The organism is Paragemmobacter straminiformis, assembly GCF_014243445.1.
Taxonomy (GTDB): Bacteria; Pseudomonadota; Alphaproteobacteria; order Rhodobacterales; family Rhodobacteraceae; genus Paragemmobacter; species Paragemmobacter straminiformis.
In genome coordinates, this window is record NZ_JACLQD010000006.1 from 118,842 (window position 1) to 136,277 (window position 17,436).

At 65.7% G+C, this 17,436-nt stretch carries 15 protein-coding genes; 1 reads left to right on the forward strand and 14 read right to left on the reverse strand.

Annotation, left to right across the window (positions count from 1 at the left end; genetic code table 11):
• Positions 1-43: 43 nt before the first annotated feature.
• The 10 genes from arsJ to H7F16_RS18120 form a co-directional block, all read right to left on the reverse strand.
• Positions 44-1,234: an organoarsenical effux MFS transporter ArsJ gene (gene arsJ / locus H7F16_RS18075; RefSeq protein WP_241741517.1), complete on the reverse strand. Its 1,191-nt coding sequence runs from the start codon at positions 1,232-1,234 to the stop codon at positions 44-46.
• Between the two features lie 56 nt (positions 1,235-1,290).
• Positions 1,291-2,301, reverse strand: a complete 1,011-nt coding sequence (locus tag H7F16_RS18080; RefSeq protein WP_185799041.1) for an ArsJ-associated glyceraldehyde-3-phosphate dehydrogenase — start codon at positions 2,299-2,301, stop codon at positions 1,291-1,293.
• Positions 2,298-3,155: a metalloregulator ArsR/SmtB family transcription factor gene (locus tag H7F16_RS18085; RefSeq protein ID WP_185799042.1), complete on the reverse strand. Its 858-nt coding sequence runs from the start codon at positions 3,153-3,155 to the stop codon at positions 2,298-2,300. The genes H7F16_RS18080 and H7F16_RS18085 overlap by 4 nt, the downstream gene beginning before the upstream one ends.
• Positions 3,156-3,258: 103 nt before the next feature.
• Entirely contained in the window at positions 3,259-4,068 is an 810-nt protein-coding gene (locus H7F16_RS18090) for a 3-methyl-2-oxobutanoate hydroxymethyltransferase (protein WP_185799043.1), read from the reverse strand.
• Between the two features lie 2 nt (positions 4,069-4,070).
• Entirely contained in the window at positions 4,071-4,844 is a 774-nt protein-coding gene (locus H7F16_RS18095; protein ID WP_185799044.1) for a TIM barrel protein, read from the reverse strand.
• A gap of 1 nt (position 4,845) precedes the next feature.
• Entirely contained in the window at positions 4,846-5,157 is a 312-nt protein-coding gene (locus H7F16_RS18100) for a MocE family 2Fe-2S type ferredoxin (RefSeq protein ID WP_185799045.1), read from the reverse strand.
• A 100-nt stretch (positions 5,158-5,257) separates the two neighbouring features.
• Positions 5,258-6,079 (reverse strand): ATP-binding cassette domain-containing protein, encoded by an 822-nt coding sequence (locus H7F16_RS18105; protein WP_185799046.1) that lies wholly within the window; start codon positions 6,077-6,079, stop codon positions 5,258-5,260.
• An 8-nt stretch (positions 6,080-6,087) separates the two neighbouring features.
• Positions 6,088-7,140: an ABC transporter permease gene (locus H7F16_RS18110; protein ID WP_185799047.1), complete on the reverse strand. Its 1,053-nt coding sequence runs from the start codon at positions 7,138-7,140 to the stop codon at positions 6,088-6,090.
• 71 nt (positions 7,141-7,211) lie between these two features.
• Positions 7,212-8,183, reverse strand: a complete 972-nt coding sequence (locus H7F16_RS18115) for a substrate-binding domain-containing protein (protein WP_185799048.1) — start codon at positions 8,181-8,183, stop codon at positions 7,212-7,214.
• A 127-nt stretch (positions 8,184-8,310) separates the two neighbouring features.
• A complete protein-coding gene (locus tag H7F16_RS18120) occupies positions 8,311-9,327 on the reverse strand; it encodes a sterol desaturase family protein (protein ID WP_185799049.1) in 1,017 nt (338 codons plus the stop codon).
• 267 nt (positions 9,328-9,594) lie between these two features.
• Here H7F16_RS18120 and H7F16_RS18125 point away from each other — a divergent pair, with 267 nt between their 5' ends.
• Complete coding sequence (locus tag H7F16_RS18125; protein WP_185799050.1) at positions 9,595-10,617, forward strand: LacI family DNA-binding transcriptional regulator; 1,023 nt, start codon at positions 9,595-9,597, stop codon at positions 10,615-10,617.
• Positions 10,618-10,792: 175 nt separating this feature from the next.
• Here the strand turns inward: H7F16_RS18125 and H7F16_RS18130 are convergent, their stop codons facing one another.
• The 4 genes from H7F16_RS18130 to H7F16_RS18145 form a co-directional block, all read right to left on the reverse strand.
• Positions 10,793-11,728, reverse strand: a complete 936-nt coding sequence (locus H7F16_RS18130; protein WP_185799051.1) for a hypothetical protein — start codon at positions 11,726-11,728, stop codon at positions 10,793-10,795.
• A 206-nt stretch (positions 11,729-11,934) separates the two neighbouring features.
• Complete coding sequence (locus H7F16_RS18135) at positions 11,935-13,734, reverse strand: NAD(P)/FAD-dependent oxidoreductase (protein ID WP_185799052.1); 1,800 nt, start codon at positions 13,732-13,734, stop codon at positions 11,935-11,937.
• Positions 13,735-13,870: 136 nt separating this feature from the next.
• Positions 13,871-15,640 (reverse strand): sigma-54-dependent Fis family transcriptional regulator, encoded by a 1,770-nt coding sequence (locus H7F16_RS18140; protein ID WP_185799053.1) that lies wholly within the window; start codon positions 15,638-15,640, stop codon positions 13,871-13,873.
• Between the two features lie 52 nt (positions 15,641-15,692).
• A complete protein-coding gene (locus H7F16_RS18145; protein ID WP_185799054.1) occupies positions 15,693-17,357 on the reverse strand; it encodes an amidohydrolase in 1,665 nt (554 codons plus the stop codon).
• Positions 17,358-17,436: the final 79 nt, after the last annotated feature.

Sequence of the window (17,436 nt, forward strand, 5' to 3'; positions counted from 1 at the left end):
TGGCCACGGCGGCCATGCGCCCCGCCTGACGCGCCTTGCCGTCCTAGCCCCGCGCGCCCGCATCCAGCCGCCGCATCGACAGCCAGCTTGCCCCCGCCATCGCCCCCGCCGTGGCAAGGCAAAGCGGCAGCCCGCCCCATTGGTAACTGACCCCTGACAGCAGCGTCCCTATCAAGCGTCCCGCGGCATTGGCCATGTAATAGAACCCCACGTCCCGCGTGATCCGCTCGGCCGACCCGAAGGCAAGGATCAGGTAGGAATGCACCGACGAGTTGACCGCAAAGACGAAGCCGAACAGCAAAAGCCCCGCGACAAGCCCCGCCGTCAGCCAGGGCGTCGGCCCGCCCGCCAGCAGCACGGCCAGCGCCAGACCGAATGGCAGCGGCACCAGCAGCCCCGCCCATAGCCGCGCCTTGGCGGTTATCGCGGCCACTCCCTCGGCCCCGCCGACCAGACGCGGCGCCGCCGCCTGCACCGCGCCGTAGCCGATGATCCACAGCGCCATGAACCCTCCGACAAGGAAGAACGCCGCCCGCCGTCCCTCGGCGCTGCCATCCGACAGCACCGCCTGGAAATAGACCGGCACGCCCACCACGAACCACACATCCCGCGCGCCGAACAGGAACAGCCGCGCAAGGCTCAGCCGATTCACCCGCGCGTCCTTCGACCGCCAGCCCTGCCAGCTTTCTCCCGCCTTCATCCGCCCCGGCAATCCGGCGGGCAAAAAGGCCACCACCGCGACCAGAATGACCGCCAGCACCAGCGCCATCCCCCAGACCGCCGCCCCGAACCCCGCCACGGCCAGAAGCGCCGCGCCCAGAAAGAACCCCGCCCCTTTCACCGCATTCTTCGATCCGGTCAGCAAGGCCACCCAGCGGAACAGCCCCGTCCCTTCGGGGGCAAGCAGCTTCACCGCCGATTTCGAGGACATCTTCGCCAAGTCCTTGGCGACACCCGAAACCCCCTGCACCGCCATGACAAAAACGACCGAAGCCGGAATACCCCAGCCCGGATCGAACTGTGCCAGAACGGCCAGCGCGGCAATCTGCAATCCCAGCCCCGCGTAAAGCGTCGCCGCCAGCCCGAACCGCGCCGCCAGCCAGCCCGCGCCAAGGTTCGTCACGATCCCCGCCGCCTCGTAAAGCAGGAACAACCACGCAAGCTGGACGGGGCTGAACCCCATCGCGTTGAACTGCAAAAGCACCAGCATCCGCAACGCGCCGTCCGACAGCATAAAGGCCCAATAGGCCGCCGTTACGGCGACATAGGCCCGCAAGGGGTTCGCCGCGCTCACATCGCCCCCGCGACCATGCGGGCGATATCGGCCAGACGGCAGGCATAGCCCCATTCATTGTCATACCAGGCAAAGACCTTAACCTGCGTGCCGTTCACGACCATCGTCGAGGGCGCATCGATGATCGCCGAGCGCGGGTCATTGGTGAAATCCGATGATACGAGGGGCCGCGTCTCATAGCCCAGAATCCCGCGCAGCGGCCCCCCGGCGGCGGCGGCGAACAGCGCGTTCACCTCATCGGCGTCTGTCGCCCGCGCCACCTCGAACACGCAATCGGTAAGCGAGGCGTTCAAGAGCGGCACGCGCACCGCATGGCCGTTCAACCGCCCCTTCAACTCGGGATAGATCAGCGTGATCGCGCTGGCCGATCCGGTGGTCGTGGGGATCAGATTGGTCAGGGCCGACCGCGCGCGGCGCATGTCCTTGGCGGGACGGTCCACGATGGTCTGGGTGTTGGTCACATCATGGATCGTGGTGATGGAGCCATGCCTTATGCCCATGGCCTCGTGGATCACCTTGACCACGGGGGCAAGGCAATTGGTCGTGCAACTCGCCGCCGTCACCAGATCGTGGCGCGACGGATCATAGGCGTCGTGGTTCACGCCATAGACGATGTTGAGCGCCCCGCCATCCTTGACCGGCGCGGAAACCACGACCTTGCGCACCCCGGCCGCATGATAGGGCGCGATCTTGGCCGCCGTCTTGAACACCCCCGTGGCGTCGATCACCAGATCGACCCCCATCGCCGCCAGCGGCATATCCTCGATCCGCTTCTCGGCCGCGAGCCCGATGCGCTGCCCGCGCAGCAGCAGGCTGTCGGCATCGAAGCCGTTCACCCCGTCCCAGCGACCGTGAACGCTGTCGAATTCCATCAGCAGCGCATGCTGCTCCGGCGTGCCGACCGGATCGTTCACCAGCACGACCTCGCCCCCCGCCCCCTGATCCATCAGGTTGCGCAGCACAAGCTTTCCGATGCGGCCAAGGCCGTTCAGCGCGATACGGGTCACGGGTCTTTCCTTCCTTCGGGGCGCGCGGCTTCCTCGCCGATCGCATCGACCGCGGCTTGCAGCGACAGCCGGTTCAAAGAGTTCATGGGCAATGCGACAAAGGCCCCGATCCTGCGGCGCAGCGCGGCATAGCTTTGCGCAAAGGCAAGCGCCCGCTCCGCCTCGGTTCCTTCCGCCTTCACCGGATCGGGCAAGCCCCAATGCCCCGTGATCGGCTGGCCCGCCCAGGGCGGACATTCCTCGCCCGCGGCCGTGTCGCAGACGGTAAAGACGAAATCCATCACCGGCGCGGCATCGTCACGGAACACATCCACCGGCTTCGGCCGCAACCCTGCAAGCGCATGGCCATTCCGCGCAAGCACCTGCCGCGCAAAGGGGTTCACCTCGGCATTCGGCCGCGTTCCTGCCGAATGGGCATTGAACCGCCCGCGCCCCAGATCGCGCAGCAAGGCCTCGGCAAAGATCGAGCGCGCCGAATTGCCCGAACAGAGGAACAGCACGTTGAAGCCCCCCTGCCGCGCGCCAAGGGTCAGGCCGTCGCCCCCGGAAAAAGGCTGCGCCAGATCGGGCCGCCCCCGCCCGAGATCAAGCCCGACATAGGCCATCAACCCTGCCAGCGCCGCCATATCCGCACGATAGAGGATCGACCGGCCCTGCCGCTCGGCCAGAATCAGCCCCGCCGCCTCCAGCCCCGCCAGATGGTGCGACAGCGTGTTCTGCTTCAGCGACAGGGTTTGTGCCATATCGGTCGGCCGCGCGCCCTGCGGGGCCATCCGCATCAGCAAGCGAAAGACCGCAAGCCGCCCCTCGTGGGACAGCGCGGCAAAGCATCTCGGGGCATCTGACATTTCCATGAATCAGGAAATATCAGCGTCATGCCGCCCCGCCAAATGAAGGTTTCATGACAGCCCCGCGCGGCCAAGGGTCAGCAGCGCGCGCGGGGCGTCACGGGCGCCCCTATTGCCCGACCGCAGCCATGAAGGCCTGAAACTCCGCGTCCTGCATCGCCACGTTGTGCTGCGGCTCGGGATAGGTGCCTGCGTTCACATCGGCCCTGAACTCGCGAAAGGCCGCGATGCGTTCGGCCTGCAAACGGGCATATTCGGCGGCAAAGTTGCGATAGGTTTTCGCATGGCGCGGCCTGTGGCCATCGGTGCAGCCCAAGACATCCTCGGCGAACAGATATTGCGCATCCGCCCCCGGCCCCGCCCCCATGCCAAGCAGGATCATCGAGGTGTTTTGCGACAGGAACGCCCCCAGACGGTCCGGCACCACCTCAAGCTCCGCGCCAAAGCAGCCAATCGCCTCAAGCCGCTTCACATGGTCATAGACCGCCCGCGCCTCGTCCGCCGTCTTGCCCACGGCCCGCCACCCCGTCCATGTGATATAGGACGGGATCAGGCCCACATGCGCGACCACGGGCATGTGGTTGTCGCAGAGCGCCTTCTGGATATCCAGCGAGGCCGCGCAATAGAAGCAGTCGCCCCCCATGGCGGTGAAGTGGAACGCCGCCCGCAGATAATCCTCGGCGGTGGCAAGCTGGCCATAGGGGCCGAAGGGCAACCCCACCTGCACGAAGCAGCGCCCCGCCGCCTCGCGCATTTCGGGGGTGAAGAAACGGCTTTCGATCGACAGCATGTCGATCCCCGCCGCATCCGCCGCCGCCGCCTCTTCCGGCGTGGTGACGTAAAGCATCGAGATTTTCTGCCCCCGCGCCTTGATCGCGCGCATGTCGTGGACGGTGGGGCGATTTGCTTTATGGACCATGATTACACCGTGAATGCGTTGCGGAATGCGTCAAGCGCCGCCTCTTCCCCGCCCGAGGCAAAGGCTTCCATGCCGACCGGGCCCCTGTAGCCCATCGCCTTCAAGGCCCGCGCCACGCCGGAATAGTTGATCTCGCCCGTCCCCGGCTCGCAGCGGCCCGGATTGTCGGCCACCTGCACCTCGCCGATCCACGGCAGACACGCCTCGCACCAGCGGATCAGGTCACCTTCACCGATCTGCGTGTGATAGAGGTCAAGGTTGATGCGAAGCTGCGGCCGGTTCACCGCCGACACCAGCGACAGCACGGCGGCTGTCGATCCAAAGGGACAGCCGGGGTGGTCGATGGGGTTCAGGTTTTCCAGCGTGAACACCACGCCCATCTCCTCGGCCATGTCGCAGATGCGGTGCAGCGTATCGCGCGCCCGCAACTCGGCCCCCGGCGCGTGCGACCCGATCTGCGGGATCGGAATGCCCATGTCCCCCAGCCCCGTGCCGTGCAGGTTCAGCCGATGCACGCCCAACCGCTTGCCGACCGCCGCCGTCTCGCGCGCCGAAGCCAGCAGCATGTCAGCCCCTTCGGCATCGGCCAGACGCCCCTGCAAGTAGCCGTTCATGATGGTGAAGGTGGCCCCCGTCCGCTCAAGCGCGGTCAGGTCATGCGCGGGCCAGTTCCACAGGCCCACGCCAAAGCCCATCTCCTTCAGGCGCGACGCGCGCCAGTCGATGGGACGGTCGCGCCACAGCATTTCGGCGCAGGCGGCAAGGGGAAAGCTCATGTCAGATCTCGATATAAACTTGGCCGTCCTGAACCCGGACGGGGAAGGTTTTCAGGTTGATGCAGGCAGGCGCGCGCTTCGCCTCGCCGCTGCGATAGTCGAAGGTCGCGTTGTGCTTGGGGCATTCGACGGTGCCGTCCATCACAAGGCCATCGCAAAGGTGGACATGTTCATGGCTGCAAATGCCGTCCATCGCGAAGAACTCGTCGTCTTCGCTGCGCACGATCACAAATGTCTGTGCGCCGTGGTCGAAACGGATCAGGTCATCGGGTTCGATGTCATCGGTCGCGCAGGCGCGGGTCCAGTTTGGCATGGGTTCGGTCCTTCGGGTAAGAACGGCAGTCCGGCGGGCAGGCCGGACCGCCGCGAGAGAGGATCGTGGCGGGGGAGAAACCACCACGACCCGGTCAGCATCAGCTGTGTGCCGCTTGCGGCGGGTGGCCGTCATGGCTGGCCATATAGCCCTCGATCTCGGCCTCGAGCGTCGCCATCGACGCCCCGCCCGCCATCAGATCGGTGATTTCCTCGCGCGTTTTCTCGCCCTTGCGGAAATCGGCGGCGATGGCGCCACGGATCAGCACGGCGAAATGGTCGCCCACGGCCATCGCGTGCATCACCTGATGGGTGATGAAGATCACCGCCAGACCGCGCCGCTTCGCCTCGTTCACGATGCGCAGCACATGGGTCGCCTGCTTCACGCCAAGGGCGGCGGTCGGTTCGTCAAGGATCAGCACCCGCGCCCCGAAATGCACGGCCCGCGCAATCGCCAGCGACTGCCGCTCGCCGCCAGAAAGGCCGCCCACCAGACGGTCGCCATCCTCGATGCGGGTGATGCCGAAGTCGCGCACCGCTTTCACCGCGATCTCGTTGGCGCGCTTGCGGTCGTAAATGCGGAACGGCCCCCAGCCCTTGGTCGGCTCGACGCCCACAAAGAACGACCGCCCGATGGACATGAGCGGAAAGGTTCCGCCGAACTGGTGGACCGTGGCAATCCCCTTCTCCGACGCGCTGCGGGGCGTGTCGAAGCGGACCGGAGAGCCATCCATCTCGATCGTGCCGCCGCTGGGCTGATGCACGCCCGACATCAGCTTGATCAGCGTCGACTTGCCCGCGCCGTTGTCGCCGAGCAGGCACAGAACCTCGCCCGCGCGGACCTCGATGTTGATGTCATGCAGAACGTCGATGGGGCCAAAGGACTTGTTGACGTTCCGAAGGCTCAGAATGGGGGCGTTCATCGCGGACCTCATTTCTTCTTCGGGCTGTAAGACAGCGCCATCTTGCGGAAGGTGTTGTTCATCAGGACAGCCACCAGAAGCAGCACCCCGATGATCAGGGCCGACCAGTTGCGGTCGAAATCGGTGTAGTAGATGCCTTGGTTGACGATGGCGAAGGTGATCGTGCCGAAGAAAATCCCGACGATCGACCCGAAGCCCCCCGTCAGCAGCACGCCCCCCACCACGACCGAGATGATCGAGTTGAAGATGAACGACTGCCCGCCCGCCACTTGGGCCGAGTTGTAGAGCATCGCCTGACACAGGCCGACAAAGGCCGCACTGGTCGAGGACAGCACGAACAGCAGAATGGTCATCCGGTCGGTCGGAATGCCCGCATTCCGGGCCGAGACCTTGTCGCCGCCCATCGCGAAGATCCAGTTCCCGAAGCGCGAGAAGTGGACGAAGAACACATAGGCCGCCGTCGCGATCAGCCACCAGATCACCATGACCTGCAATTGCCCGCCCAGCACGAAATCTCCGAACAGCGCCTTTGCCGGACCTTCGGTCGCAAGGGCCACGCTGGTCGATTTGGTGATCAGCACGGTCAGCCCCAGCACGATGCCCTGCACCGCGAACAGGCTGCCCAGCGTGACGATCAGCGACGGCACCGCCGTGCGGATCACCATGATCCCGTTGATCAGTCCGACGATCACGCCAAAGGACAGCGCCACCGCGATGCCCAGCCAGATCGACAATCCGTAATGGCCCGAAATCACCGCCACCGTCATCGCGCCAAAGGGCACCATCGCACCCACGGAAATGTCCAGCTCTCCCGCGATCATCAAAAGACCCACGGGAATGGCGATGATGCCAAGGTTCGCGGCCACGTTCAGCCAGCTTGCCATGCCGCCGGGCTTCAGGAAGGCCACGCCCCCGAAGACCGTGAAAAAGACAAGCACGGCGACAAGCCCCAGAAAGGCCCCCGCTTCGGGCCGTCGCAAAAGCGCGGCAAAGGGAATGCCACGCGACGCGGGTGCAGACGGCACGGCCCCTGTGGCAAGAGTTGCGGTTTTCGTCGTCATGGAAGGTTTCCCTTTTCGGCAGGCCATAAATGGCTCCGGCCCGCAGGATGCAGGCCGGAGACCGTGTCAGATCAGCGCGCGCCCTTGGACACGCCCGCAAGCGTGGCCTCGATGTTCGATGCATCCACGATGCCCGGTCCGGTCAGCACCGGATTGGTCGGCAGGTCGGTGCCGAAGTCGATGGCCGAAGCCAGCAGGCTGACGGCAAGGAACGACTGCAGATAGGGCTGCTGGTCGATGGCAAAGGCTTGCGTGCCCGCCTTGATCCGGTCCAGCCCGGCCTGGTTCATGTCGAACGAACCGAGCTGCGTCTTGCCGGTCTTTCCGGCCTGCTCGACCGCAACGGCGGCGCTGTCGGCATCGCCCGCGCTGATGGTGATGACGCCGTCGATGCTGTCATCCTTGGCAAGTTCGGCCTTGATCGCCTCGGCCACGGCGGTCGCATCGCCAAAGCTGGTCGACGGCAGCGGCAGTTGCGCGCCCTTGCCGCCCGCCTCGGTGATGCCGTCGATCACGCCCTTGCAGCGGGCTTCGATGTTGGCCGTGCCGGGAAGGGTGTTGATGCACAGCACGTTCTTTTGCCCGTGGCTGCCGAAATAGGCGCCGCCCGCCTTGCCCGCCACGTATTCGTCGGACCCGACATAGTTGATGGCACCCAGCTCCTTGGCCTTTTCGGCCCCGCCCGCGTTCATCAGGATCACCTTGATGCCCGCCGCCACCGCGTCCTTGATCGCCGGGTCCTCGGCTTCCGGCACCCAGTTCGGAATCACCAGACCGTCGACCTCCATCGAAATCGCCGTGCGGATCAGTTGCACCACATCGGGGGCAAAGTTGTCATAGTTCACCAGCCGCAGATAGTTGACCGACCCGCCATTGGCCGCAACAGCCGGGGTCGCATCGTCGATGCCCTTCTTGATGATGTTCCAGAAGGCGTCGTCGTTCGATCCGCCGATCACCGCGATATCCGCAGCAAACGTGGCCGATCCTGCAAAAGCGACCAGCGCGCTTGTGGCAAGAACCTTCGTCAGATTGGCAAGTTTCATTCCTGTCTCCTCCCTTGGTGCCGCCATTCCGGCGGATTTTGGACGTGGGGTTTCGGATGCCCCGCGGGGCAATCCTGTCGCGCTCTGCGCCTTGCCTCCTCGCAAGGGCGCAAACCGGATTCGGGGGTCAGGCGCGGGCCGCCCTGGCGTTCATCCGCGCCTTCTTCTTCTCGAAACGGGCGTTCATCCGCGCCTCGCCTTCCTTGGACCCGTCGTGCCAGTAGCCGAACCACTTATCGAGCGGGATCAGACCGTCCCCGCCGTAGTTCACCTCGAAGAACTTGTGGTGCAGGTAATGGGCATAGGCGTGGCTATCGAGGGTGTTGTTCTCGGTGATTTCCAGCTTGTCGAAACCGATATGCCCGTTCACCGCGCCAAAGCCTGCGATGTGAAGCTGGAACATGGCGACGATCGGGTTCGACGGGATCACCAGATGCCAGAACGCCACCGCGTGATACAGGAACCCTTCGACAGGATGCATCGACAGCGACGACCAGGGCGACGGGTTCACCGAATTGTGGTGGACCGAATGCACCCATTTATACAGCAGCGGCGTATGGATCAGCCGGTGGATGCAGAAGAAATGCACCTCGTGGATCGCGGGGGCCAGAAGCACCAGCGCCGCCAGATACCACGGGTTGTCCGACCAGCCCAGCCACGGAACGTAACCGGCGGCAAAGGCATGCAGGAACAGCACCTCGACCAGCGTCCACAGCGGGATCGAGATGAAGAACGAGCGCAGGAAATTGTCGATGTTCTGGCTTTTGAACCAGAACACGTCCGAAGGCTGCTCGCTGGGGAATTTCGCGTTGTATTTGAAACGGTTGCCCTGCTTGCGGCGCACATACCAGAACAGCTCGACCGACCCGTACATCACAAAGATCGCGCCCGCGTTCACGGCATAAAGCCACAGCGCCCAGCCCCAACCCAGGCTTTTCATCACCTCGACATCCGGCACCACGTAGAACCAGTAAAGAAGTGCGGTCGCCATGTGGAAGGCGTTCCACGGGAACAGGTATTCCGGAATCCAGCGCAGCACCTTGCCCAGCTTCAGCGGGCGCTGCCAAAAGGGCGGCAATTCCAGATGGGCCGCCGGAGCCCAGTCGCCGCGCTTGTTGCGGGTGCCGAATTGCAGATCGTCCATCGTCGTGCCTTCCTCTGTCTGCCGAAGGGCGCAACCGGCATGGAACCACCACGCGCCAGACGCAAAGCGCCGGCGTCGGACCACAAGGCCCAAGGCATTCCGTCCGGTTTTTCCTTCAAGGGGACTCACCTCGTCCCCCGTCTCGATGGCCGAAAATAAGCGCCTTGACGCGGATCAAATCAAGCGACGATGATATCGGAAATACGATAACGTCTCATTCGTATCATTACTCTGCAAGAATGATACGTTTCACATCACCGAGGTCCGATGCGCCGCCCCACCATCCCCGATCTGGCCGAAGCGGCCGGCGTCTCTGTCGCCACCGTCAACCGTGTGTTGTCGGGCGCGGCCAACGTCCGGCAGGCCACCCGCGAACAGGTCCAGCGCGCGGCCGAAGAGATCGGCTTCTACGGCCTCGGCTCGATCCAGTCGCGCGTCGCCGCCGCCCGCCCGCGCCTGCGCTTCGGCATCCTCCTGCTGCAACCCCACCGCCCCTTTTACAAGAACGTCGCCAGCGCCCTGCGCGATGCCGCAAGCACCGCCACGGGGGCCGAGGTAGAGTTGCGGATCGAGTTTCTCGAAGACCTCTCGCCACAGAACACGGCCACCCGCGCCCTTGCCCTTGCGCAGGATTGCGACGCGCTTGGCCTGACGGCCGCCGTCCACCCCGTCGTGACCGAGGCCATCGACGCCGTGCAAGCCATGGGCAAACCCGTTTTCGCCCTGATCGCGCAGCTCTCGGCCGCGGGTCAGATGCATTACATCGGGCTGGACAACTGGAAGGTCGGCCGCACCTCGGCATGGACCTTCGCCCATATCTGCAAGGCGCCCGGCAAGATCGGCATCCTGATGGGCAACCCGCGCTACCGCAATCAAGAGATGAACGAGACGGGCTTCCGCTCCTACTTCCGCGAACACGCGGCCGATTTCACCCTGCTCGAACCCGTCACCACCTTCGAATCCGCCGCCGTCGCACAGGAAATGACCGAACGGCTCCTTTCGGATCACCCCGACCTTGCCGGTCTCTACATCTCGGGCGGCGGCATCAGCGGCGCGCTCGCGGCGATCCGCCATACGGGCCGCGCAGGCGCGCTCGTCGTCGTCGGCTACGACCTGACCGAGGTTACCCGCGCCGCCCTCCTCGACGGCACGATGACCCTTGTCATCTCGCATCCGATGCAACGCCTCGCCCGTGACGCGATCGACGGCATGGTCAAAGCCTGCGTCACCCCCGGCGGCAACCACACCAGCATCGCCCCCTTCGAAATCTTCACGCGCGAGAACATCTGAAAGCGCCGCTCTCTCGGGTCAGGAACGCAAAGCGGGCCGGATGGTGCAATCAGGACCTGCCCGCCCTGACCCATGCCCCGCAGGGATCGGCCCGACCCACGCGCTTGCTACAGGCAGGCGCGATGGCCGCCACCACCCGAAGCAGCGCAACGCGGTGCCGCGTCGCTCCGCGCGGTCAGTATCCCAGCGCGGCCAGATCGCGGCCCATGTATCCCGCCAGCGCCGCATTGCCCGCCGCGCAATGCGACCTGATCCTGTCGCGCAACGCGTCGGTCAGCCGTATCTCCGGCGACCCTGTCCTGCCAAACAGATCGGGCCAGCGGCCTTTGCGGCCCTTTATCTTCCACAGCCCCTCGCCCGAGGATTTGACATTCCGGCTCGACATCAGCCGCATCCCCAAGGCGCAGTCCTGCAAATCAAACGCCTCGACCGCCCGGTCCGCGAAATCGGGCGCGCCCATATCCTCTTGCAAAAGGATGCGCAGCCCGTCCCGCCCCAGAACCGCCTCGAGTGACCTGACCATTTCCATGAAGTCGATCGACGCGTCCCGCCCCGCAATCAGCGCGGCGATCTGCGTCTCGAAATTGCGTTGCCCCGCGCCACGGATGCGGCTTGCGGACTGGGCGTAGAACGACCCCAGCCATTCGGGCTGGTTGCGCAACGACAGCACGACGCGCAGGCTGCCGCCCCGCGCGGCAAGGGTCGGCAACAGGTCCTCTTCCAGCAGGGAAACGAACGGTATCCTGTGACGGCGCGGCGCAAAGACGGCATGCGCCGCATCGCCATAACGGATCGGCCAACGGTTGCCCTCGTCTCCGGTCTCCATCCAGTTCGACAGGCGCTCTTCGCTGATCTTCAGCGAGGTGGGCGTGCGAAAGGTCTCTGCGATGCGGAAAAGCCGGTCGACATAGGCCGAAACCCTCTCCCGCCGCTCGGCGCGGTCCAACAGGTGGAACCGCGTCACAAGGTCTGACAATTCGCTGACCTCATAGGGGTGATCGTTGCGGTTGTTCTCGAACTTGCCGAGATACCCGCTCTTTCCGATCAGGACATCGCGCTGAAGCGTGGTCGTTCCGGTCTTGTGCAGTCCTATATGGACAATCAATCGCATTCGAACATACCCGCCCAGAAACCGCGCCCGGCCGAAGGGCCTCGCCCCTCGCGCCATGTTAATTTTTGTTAACACCGCGCGGCGCAAACATCCAGACACCGCGCTTCGCTCCGCTTCGTTTTCCCGACCCTCCGCCCGCAAACGGAAACGGAGAGGCGGATACCGCCCCTCCGTCCGCGCACGGGATCACCCGATCAGTCGCCCGATCAGCCCAGATGGTAGGTCTCGGGCACGCCATAGACGGGCGTATCAAGCCCCTCCATCCGCGCCTTCAGCTGCAAGGACAGGAACTGGCTGTAATGCCGCGACTGGTGCAGGTTGCCGCCGTGGAACCACAGCGCCTCGGCCTTTGTCGGTTTCCACATGTTGCGCTGCTCGCCGACCCACGGCCCCGGGTCCTTGGGCGTATCCGACCCCAGCCCCCAGCACTTGCCCACCTTGTCGGCCACATCCTTGCCGATCAGGTCCGCCGCCCAGCCGTTCATCGACCCGTAGCCCGTGGCATAGACGATCACATCCGCCTCAAGCTTGGTGCCATCCTCCAGCACCACGCCATCGGGCACGATCTCTTTCACATTGCCATGCGCAAGCTTGATCTTGCCGTCGATGATCAGCTGGCTCGCGCCCACATCGATGTAATAGCCCGACCCGCGCCGCAGGTATTTCATGAACAGGCCCGACCCGTCGACACCCCAGTCCAGCCAGAAGCCCGCCTTTTCAAGCCCCGCGTAGAACGCGGCGTCCACTTCCTTCATCTTGTCGTAAAGCGGAATCTGGAAGGTGTGCAGGATCTTGTAGGGCAGGCTGGCGAAGATCAGGTCCGCCTTTTCGGTCGTCATGCCCGACTGCACCGCCTTTTCGGAATAAAGCCCGCCAAGGCCGATATCCATCAGCGTGTCCGACCGCACGATATGCGTCGATGACCGCTGCACCATCGTCACGTCGACGTCGTTCTCCCAAAGCGCGGCGCAGATATCATGGGCCGAGTTGTTCGAGCCTATGACCACAGCCCGCTTGCCCTTGTAGGCATCGGGGCCGGGATGTTTCGAGGAATGGTGCTGGTCGCCCTTGAATGTCTCCATCCCCGGATATTTGGGCAAGTTCGCCTTGCCCGACATGCCCGTGGCCAGCACAAGCTGCTTGGGCCGCAAGGTCACCTGCTCTCCGTCACGGTCCACGACGACCGTCCATTCCTTGGTCTTTTCGTCAAACTTGGCCGATGTGCAGGTGGTCTTGGTCCAGTAGTTCAGCTCCATGACCTTGGTATACATCTCGAGCCAGTCGCCGATCTTGTCCTTGGGCGCAAAGACGGGCCAGTTCTCGGGGAATTTGATGTAGGGCAGGTGGTCGTACCAGACGGGGTCATGCAGGCAAAGCGACTTGTAGCGGTTGCGCCAGCTGTCGCCCGGTTTGCCGTTCTTCTCGATGATGATGGCCGGAACACCCAGTTGCCGCAGCCGCGCGCCCAGCGCGATGCCGCCCTGACCGCCGCCGATGATCAGCACATAGGGCTGTCTGGTGTATCCCAGCTCCCGCGCCTCGGCCTCGCGCTCTTCCTTCCAGGTGGGGCGATGCTTTCCCGCGCCATGCTTGGCCCCCAGCGGGCGGGTAAAGCCCTTGTGTTCCTCGTGGCCCTTCAACTCGACCATCGTGGTCAGCAGCGTCCAGATCTTGCCGCCGATCATCCGCACCAGCCCGTAGCCGCGCGCCACGCCCGTCTCGAATTCGATCCACGCCGTGGTCACCCCGCCCTCCTCGGCGGCGGTCTCTCCGGCGGCGATGGTCCAGCCGCTGGGCTTGGTCGTGGCAAGCTGCGCGCCCAGCATCGCCGCGATGGCGTCCTTGCCCTCGCTCGTGTGGATGTTCCACGTAAAGGTCACAAGGTCGCGCCAGTAGCAGTCGTCCTGAAAGCAGCCCACGGCGGCGGCGATGTCGCCCCGCTCCAGCGCCGCCCCGAACGTGTCGAGAAGCGTCTGCACCTCGGCATTCGCGGTGGTATCAAGCATGATGTCCTCCCTGTCTTGCTCTTGGCGTCAAAGGTGCCGCTTGCCTGCGGCCTGTCACCGCAGGATCGGGCAGGAACGGTCGCGCAACAAAGTTTCCCGCCCGCCTTGTTGCATCCGCAACAGGGCGCGCAACGGCTCAATGCGGCAAAAGCCCCTCGCGCCGCGCACGGCGCAGGATGGTCGAGCGGTTCACCCCCAGCCGCCGCGCGGCAAGCGACATGTTCCCGCCACAGGCGGCCAGCACATCCGCAAGGGATTCCCCGTCCTCGACCACGGCCAGAGGGGCTGTGGGCAGGTCGGGCAGGTCGATCACCGCGCCTTCGGCAAGCGCGATGGCCACTTCCAGCGTATTGGCCAGCTCGCGCAGGTTCCCCGGCCAGGCCCGCGCCTTCAGCTCGGCCCGCGCGGCGGGCGACAGGCGCAGGCTCACCGGACGCAGATGGCCGAACTGCCGCATCATCCGGTCTACCAGCCAGTCGAAATCCTGCCGCATCCGCAACGGCGGCAAGGCCAGCGTCACCGCCGCCAGCCGGAAGAACAGATCGGCGCGGAACGCCCCGCCGCGCACCATCCCCGCCAGATCGACAGCCGAGGCCGCAACCAGCCGCGGCTTTCTGCGCAAGGCCAGCGCATCGCCTCCCGCGATGATCCGCAGCAGCCGCCCCTGCCCCGCGACGTCCAGATCCTCGGGCGCGTCGATGAACAGCGTGCCGCCTTCGGCCGCGTCGGCCATCGCCTCCCAATCCTCGCGCGGGGCGGCACAGGTCAGCGTCACGAAGGGGCGGCTGCCGCCCTGGCTCGTGTGGATCGCGCGGACCAGCCGTTCCTTGCCCGTCCCGATCTCGCCCGCGACAAGCAGGGGAATCGCCGTGGGCGCCAGCCGCGCCGCCTCGCCCAGCAGCCGCTGGATCGCGGGATCTGCCCCGCCGATGCTTTGGAACGCCGCAGGCATCCCGTTCGGCACCGGCGCGGGGCGGCGCTCCGATTGCGGCGCGATGGCATGGCCGAACATTCCCTGCCCGTCCTGCAGCGAAATCAGCCGGTCCTCGGTCGGGCGCCCGCGCATCAGGTCGGGCAGGCTATCGACCGACAGGTCGAAGAACCGGTCGATCCGCGCGCCGATCAGCGGCTCCTGCCCTGCCACCTGCCGTTTCAGCACCGTCTCGGCGCCATGCGTCATGCCGATGATCCGCCCCGACCCGTCCAGCGCAACGGCGGCCTCGGGGTCCACGTCCAGAAACTCGGGGCTGGTCGAAAACCGCAACACCCAGTCACCGCGGTTGATCGCCATCAGGTTCGCCATCTCCACGCGCCGCACGCTCGCCTTCACAAGGTTCAGCGCAAGGCTCTGGCTGATCTTCGGCTGGGGCGACCGCAACAACGAGATGTCGAGCACCGCCGCCAGATTGCCGCCTGTATCGAAGATCGGTGCCGCCGTGCAGGACAGCGGCGTATGCGTCAGGTCGAAATGGTCGCTCTGGTGGATCGTCACCGCCTCCTTGGTCACGATGCACGACCCGACGCCGCAGGTTCCCGCAAGGTTCTCGGACCAGTCCGACCCGAGGTATAGCCCCGCCTGCCGCAACTCGTCCTCGAACTTCGGATCACCGAAATAGTCGACCGTCACCCCTTTGGCATCGGCCAGAAGCAGCACGTATTTCTGTCCCGCGATCTGGCGGAACAACGCCTCCAGCCCGCTGCGGGCGATGGCGATCAGCCGCTCGGACTGTTCGCGATGCTCGCGCAGTCGGGCCTCGGTCACGATATGCGCGGGGCTGGGTTTGGCGGGGTCCATCCCGTATTGCTCGACACAGCGCCGCCACGACTGCGCGACAAGCGCATCGCGGTCGACGCTGCGCCCCGCAAGGGCGCTGTCGATCTCGCGCAGATGGCTCAGGTCTGACATGGCGCTCTCCCTTCGCCCCGTCGATCCTGCAAGCCTTGACCAGAAAACGCAGTCAGGCAAGCCTTCCTTGGTCGTAGTCCCCGCCCTTGGCCAAGCCGCCCGCAACCACCCGTCCGGCCACCATGACCAACCCGACCTGCGGCACCGCACCCGCAACCAGCGCCGCCTCGTCAAAACCGCCCAGCGCCACCAGATCGGCCTGCATCCCGACCGCAACCCTGCCGCGCAGGGTCTCGGAAAACAGCGCATGGGCCCCGCCTTCGGCATAGGCGGCCAGCACCGCGTCGAACCCCAGCCTCTGGTCCGGCACGCCCGCGGCCCAGACCCGCCGCGTCAGGGCCGACTGCAAGGCATTCCACGGCGACAGCGGCGAGACGGGCCAATCCGTGCCAAAGGCCAGCACCGCCCCCGCCGCCTGCAAGGCCCGCCACGGAAAGGTATCGCCCCAGCGCCCGCGCCCCATGATCGAAACGGTCGGTTCCAGCGGCAGGCCGCTCGACCCCGGCGGATGCACCGGCTGCATCGAGGCGATCACGCCAAGCCCCGCAAACCGCGCCAGATCGTCAGGATGCAGCATGTCCACATGCTCGACCCGGTGCCGCGCATCCCGCCGCCCGTTCGCCCGCGCCGCAGCCTCGTATCCGTCCAGCGTGGCCCTGACCGCCCCGTCGCCCACCGCATGGGTGGCAATGGACAGCCCCGCCGCATCCGCCTCGATGCAATTGCGCGCGAATTCCTCTGGCCCGAACAGCGGATGGCCGCGAAAGCCCGGACGGTCGGGGTAGTCATCGGTGCGAAAGGCGGTCCATGTGTCGAAAACCCCGTCCATGAACATCTTCACGCGGCCAAAGCTCAACAGCCCCACATCGGCCGAAGCCGCCCGCGCCAGCAGCGCCGCCCGCCGTGCCGCATCCATCCCCGGCACCAGTGTCATCGGCAGGCTGACGCGGATCGGCAAGGCATCCTGCCGCGCCAGCTCCTCGAACAGATCGGCCTGGTAAAGCGTGCCATCCATATTCACCGCCGTGGTGATCCCGAGGGCCGCGCATTGCGCCATCGCGGCCTTCAGCGCGGCAATGTCGCGGTCACGCTCGGCTTGGCTCACCCCCTCCGGCTCCGCGCCCGAAAGGCCCAAAGCCTCGCGCCCGCCCGATGGGGCCAGACGCCGCACCAGCCCCATCGCCGCGAACTCGCGCAGCTCGCCCGTGGCCAGCCCGTCCGCCCCTATCACCACATCGGCGCCCGCAGGCCCGCCCCGCAACACACCCGCCCGCTTTAGCGCCGCCGTATTGGCCCACGCGCAATGGTAATCGGTGGCGACGATATAGACCGGCCGCGCCCCCGTGATCGCGTCGAGCCGATGCCGGTCGGGCCGCCCTTCGCCCATCACATCGTAATTGGCACCATAGCCGCACAGCATGGCCCCTGCGGGCAGATCGCGCGCCGCCTGCCGCAACGCCTGCTCCAACTCTCCGGTCGAATGGATCGCGCCAAGATTGACCTCGGACAGGCTGACCCCGCCTGCGAAAAGGTGCAGATGGCTGTCGCAAAAGCCCGGCAACACCAGCGCACCGCCCAGATCCAACGCCGGATCACCCGGCCCCGCGGGGGCCGCACCCTGCCCGATCGCGCCGATCACGCCGCCCTCGATCCGCAGCCAGACCGGCCCCGTTTCTGGCCCCGTTTCTCCGCGCAGCCGTGCATTGCCCAAGATCATCGCCGCCTCCAGCCCCCGCGCCAAACCCGCGCCAAACCTGCCCCAACCCTGCCCCAGCCCCCGCCCCTTCACAAGCCAA

What these genes read in the sequence shown, in the direction of transcription:
- arsJ (WP_241741517.1), bottom strand. Translation starts at nt 1,234, where the DNA reads ATGCTGTCGGACGGCGCGTTGCGGATGCTGGTGCTTTTGCAGTTCAAC.
- H7F16_RS18085 (WP_185799042.1), bottom strand. Translation starts at nt 3,155, where the DNA reads ATGGAAATGTCAGATGCCCCGAGATGCTTTGCCGCGCTGTCCCACGAG.
- H7F16_RS18090 (WP_185799043.1), bottom strand. Translation starts at nt 4,068, where the DNA reads ATGGTCCATAAAGCAAATCGCCCCACCGTCCACGACATGCGCGCGATC.
- H7F16_RS18095 (WP_185799044.1), bottom strand. Translation starts at nt 4,844, where the DNA reads ATGAGCTTTCCCCTTGCCGCCTGCGCCGAAATGCTGTGGCGCGACCGT.
- H7F16_RS18100 (WP_185799045.1), bottom strand. Translation starts at nt 5,157, where the DNA reads ATGCCAAACTGGACCCGCGCCTGCGCGACCGATGACATCGAACCCGAT.
- H7F16_RS18105 (WP_185799046.1), bottom strand. Translation starts at nt 6,079, where the DNA reads ATGAACGCCCCCATTCTGAGCCTTCGGAACGTCAACAAGTCCTTTGGC.
- H7F16_RS18110 (WP_185799047.1), bottom strand. Translation starts at nt 7,140, where the DNA reads ATGACGACGAAAACCGCAACTCTTGCCACAGGGGCCGTGCCGTCTGCA.
- H7F16_RS18115 (WP_185799048.1), bottom strand. Translation starts at nt 8,183, where the DNA reads ATGAAACTTGCCAATCTGACGAAGGTTCTTGCCACAAGCGCGCTGGTC.
- H7F16_RS18120 (WP_185799049.1), bottom strand. Translation starts at nt 9,327, where the DNA reads ATGGACGATCTGCAATTCGGCACCCGCAACAAGCGCGGCGACTGGGCT.
- H7F16_RS18125 (WP_185799050.1), top strand. Translation starts at nt 9,595, where the DNA reads ATGCGCCGCCCCACCATCCCCGATCTGGCCGAAGCGGCCGGCGTCTCT.
- H7F16_RS18130 (WP_185799051.1), bottom strand. Translation starts at nt 11,728, where the DNA reads ATGCGATTGATTGTCCATATAGGACTGCACAAGACCGGAACGACCACG.
- H7F16_RS18135 (WP_185799052.1), bottom strand. Translation starts at nt 13,734, where the DNA reads ATGCTTGATACCACCGCGAATGCCGAGGTGCAGACGCTTCTCGACACG.
- H7F16_RS18140 (WP_185799053.1), bottom strand. Translation starts at nt 15,640, where the DNA reads ATGTCAGACCTGAGCCATCTGCGCGAGATCGACAGCGCCCTTGCGGGG.
- H7F16_RS18145 (WP_185799054.1), bottom strand. Translation starts at nt 17,357, where the DNA reads ATGATCTTGGGCAATGCACGGCTGCGCGGAGAAACGGGGCCAGAAACG.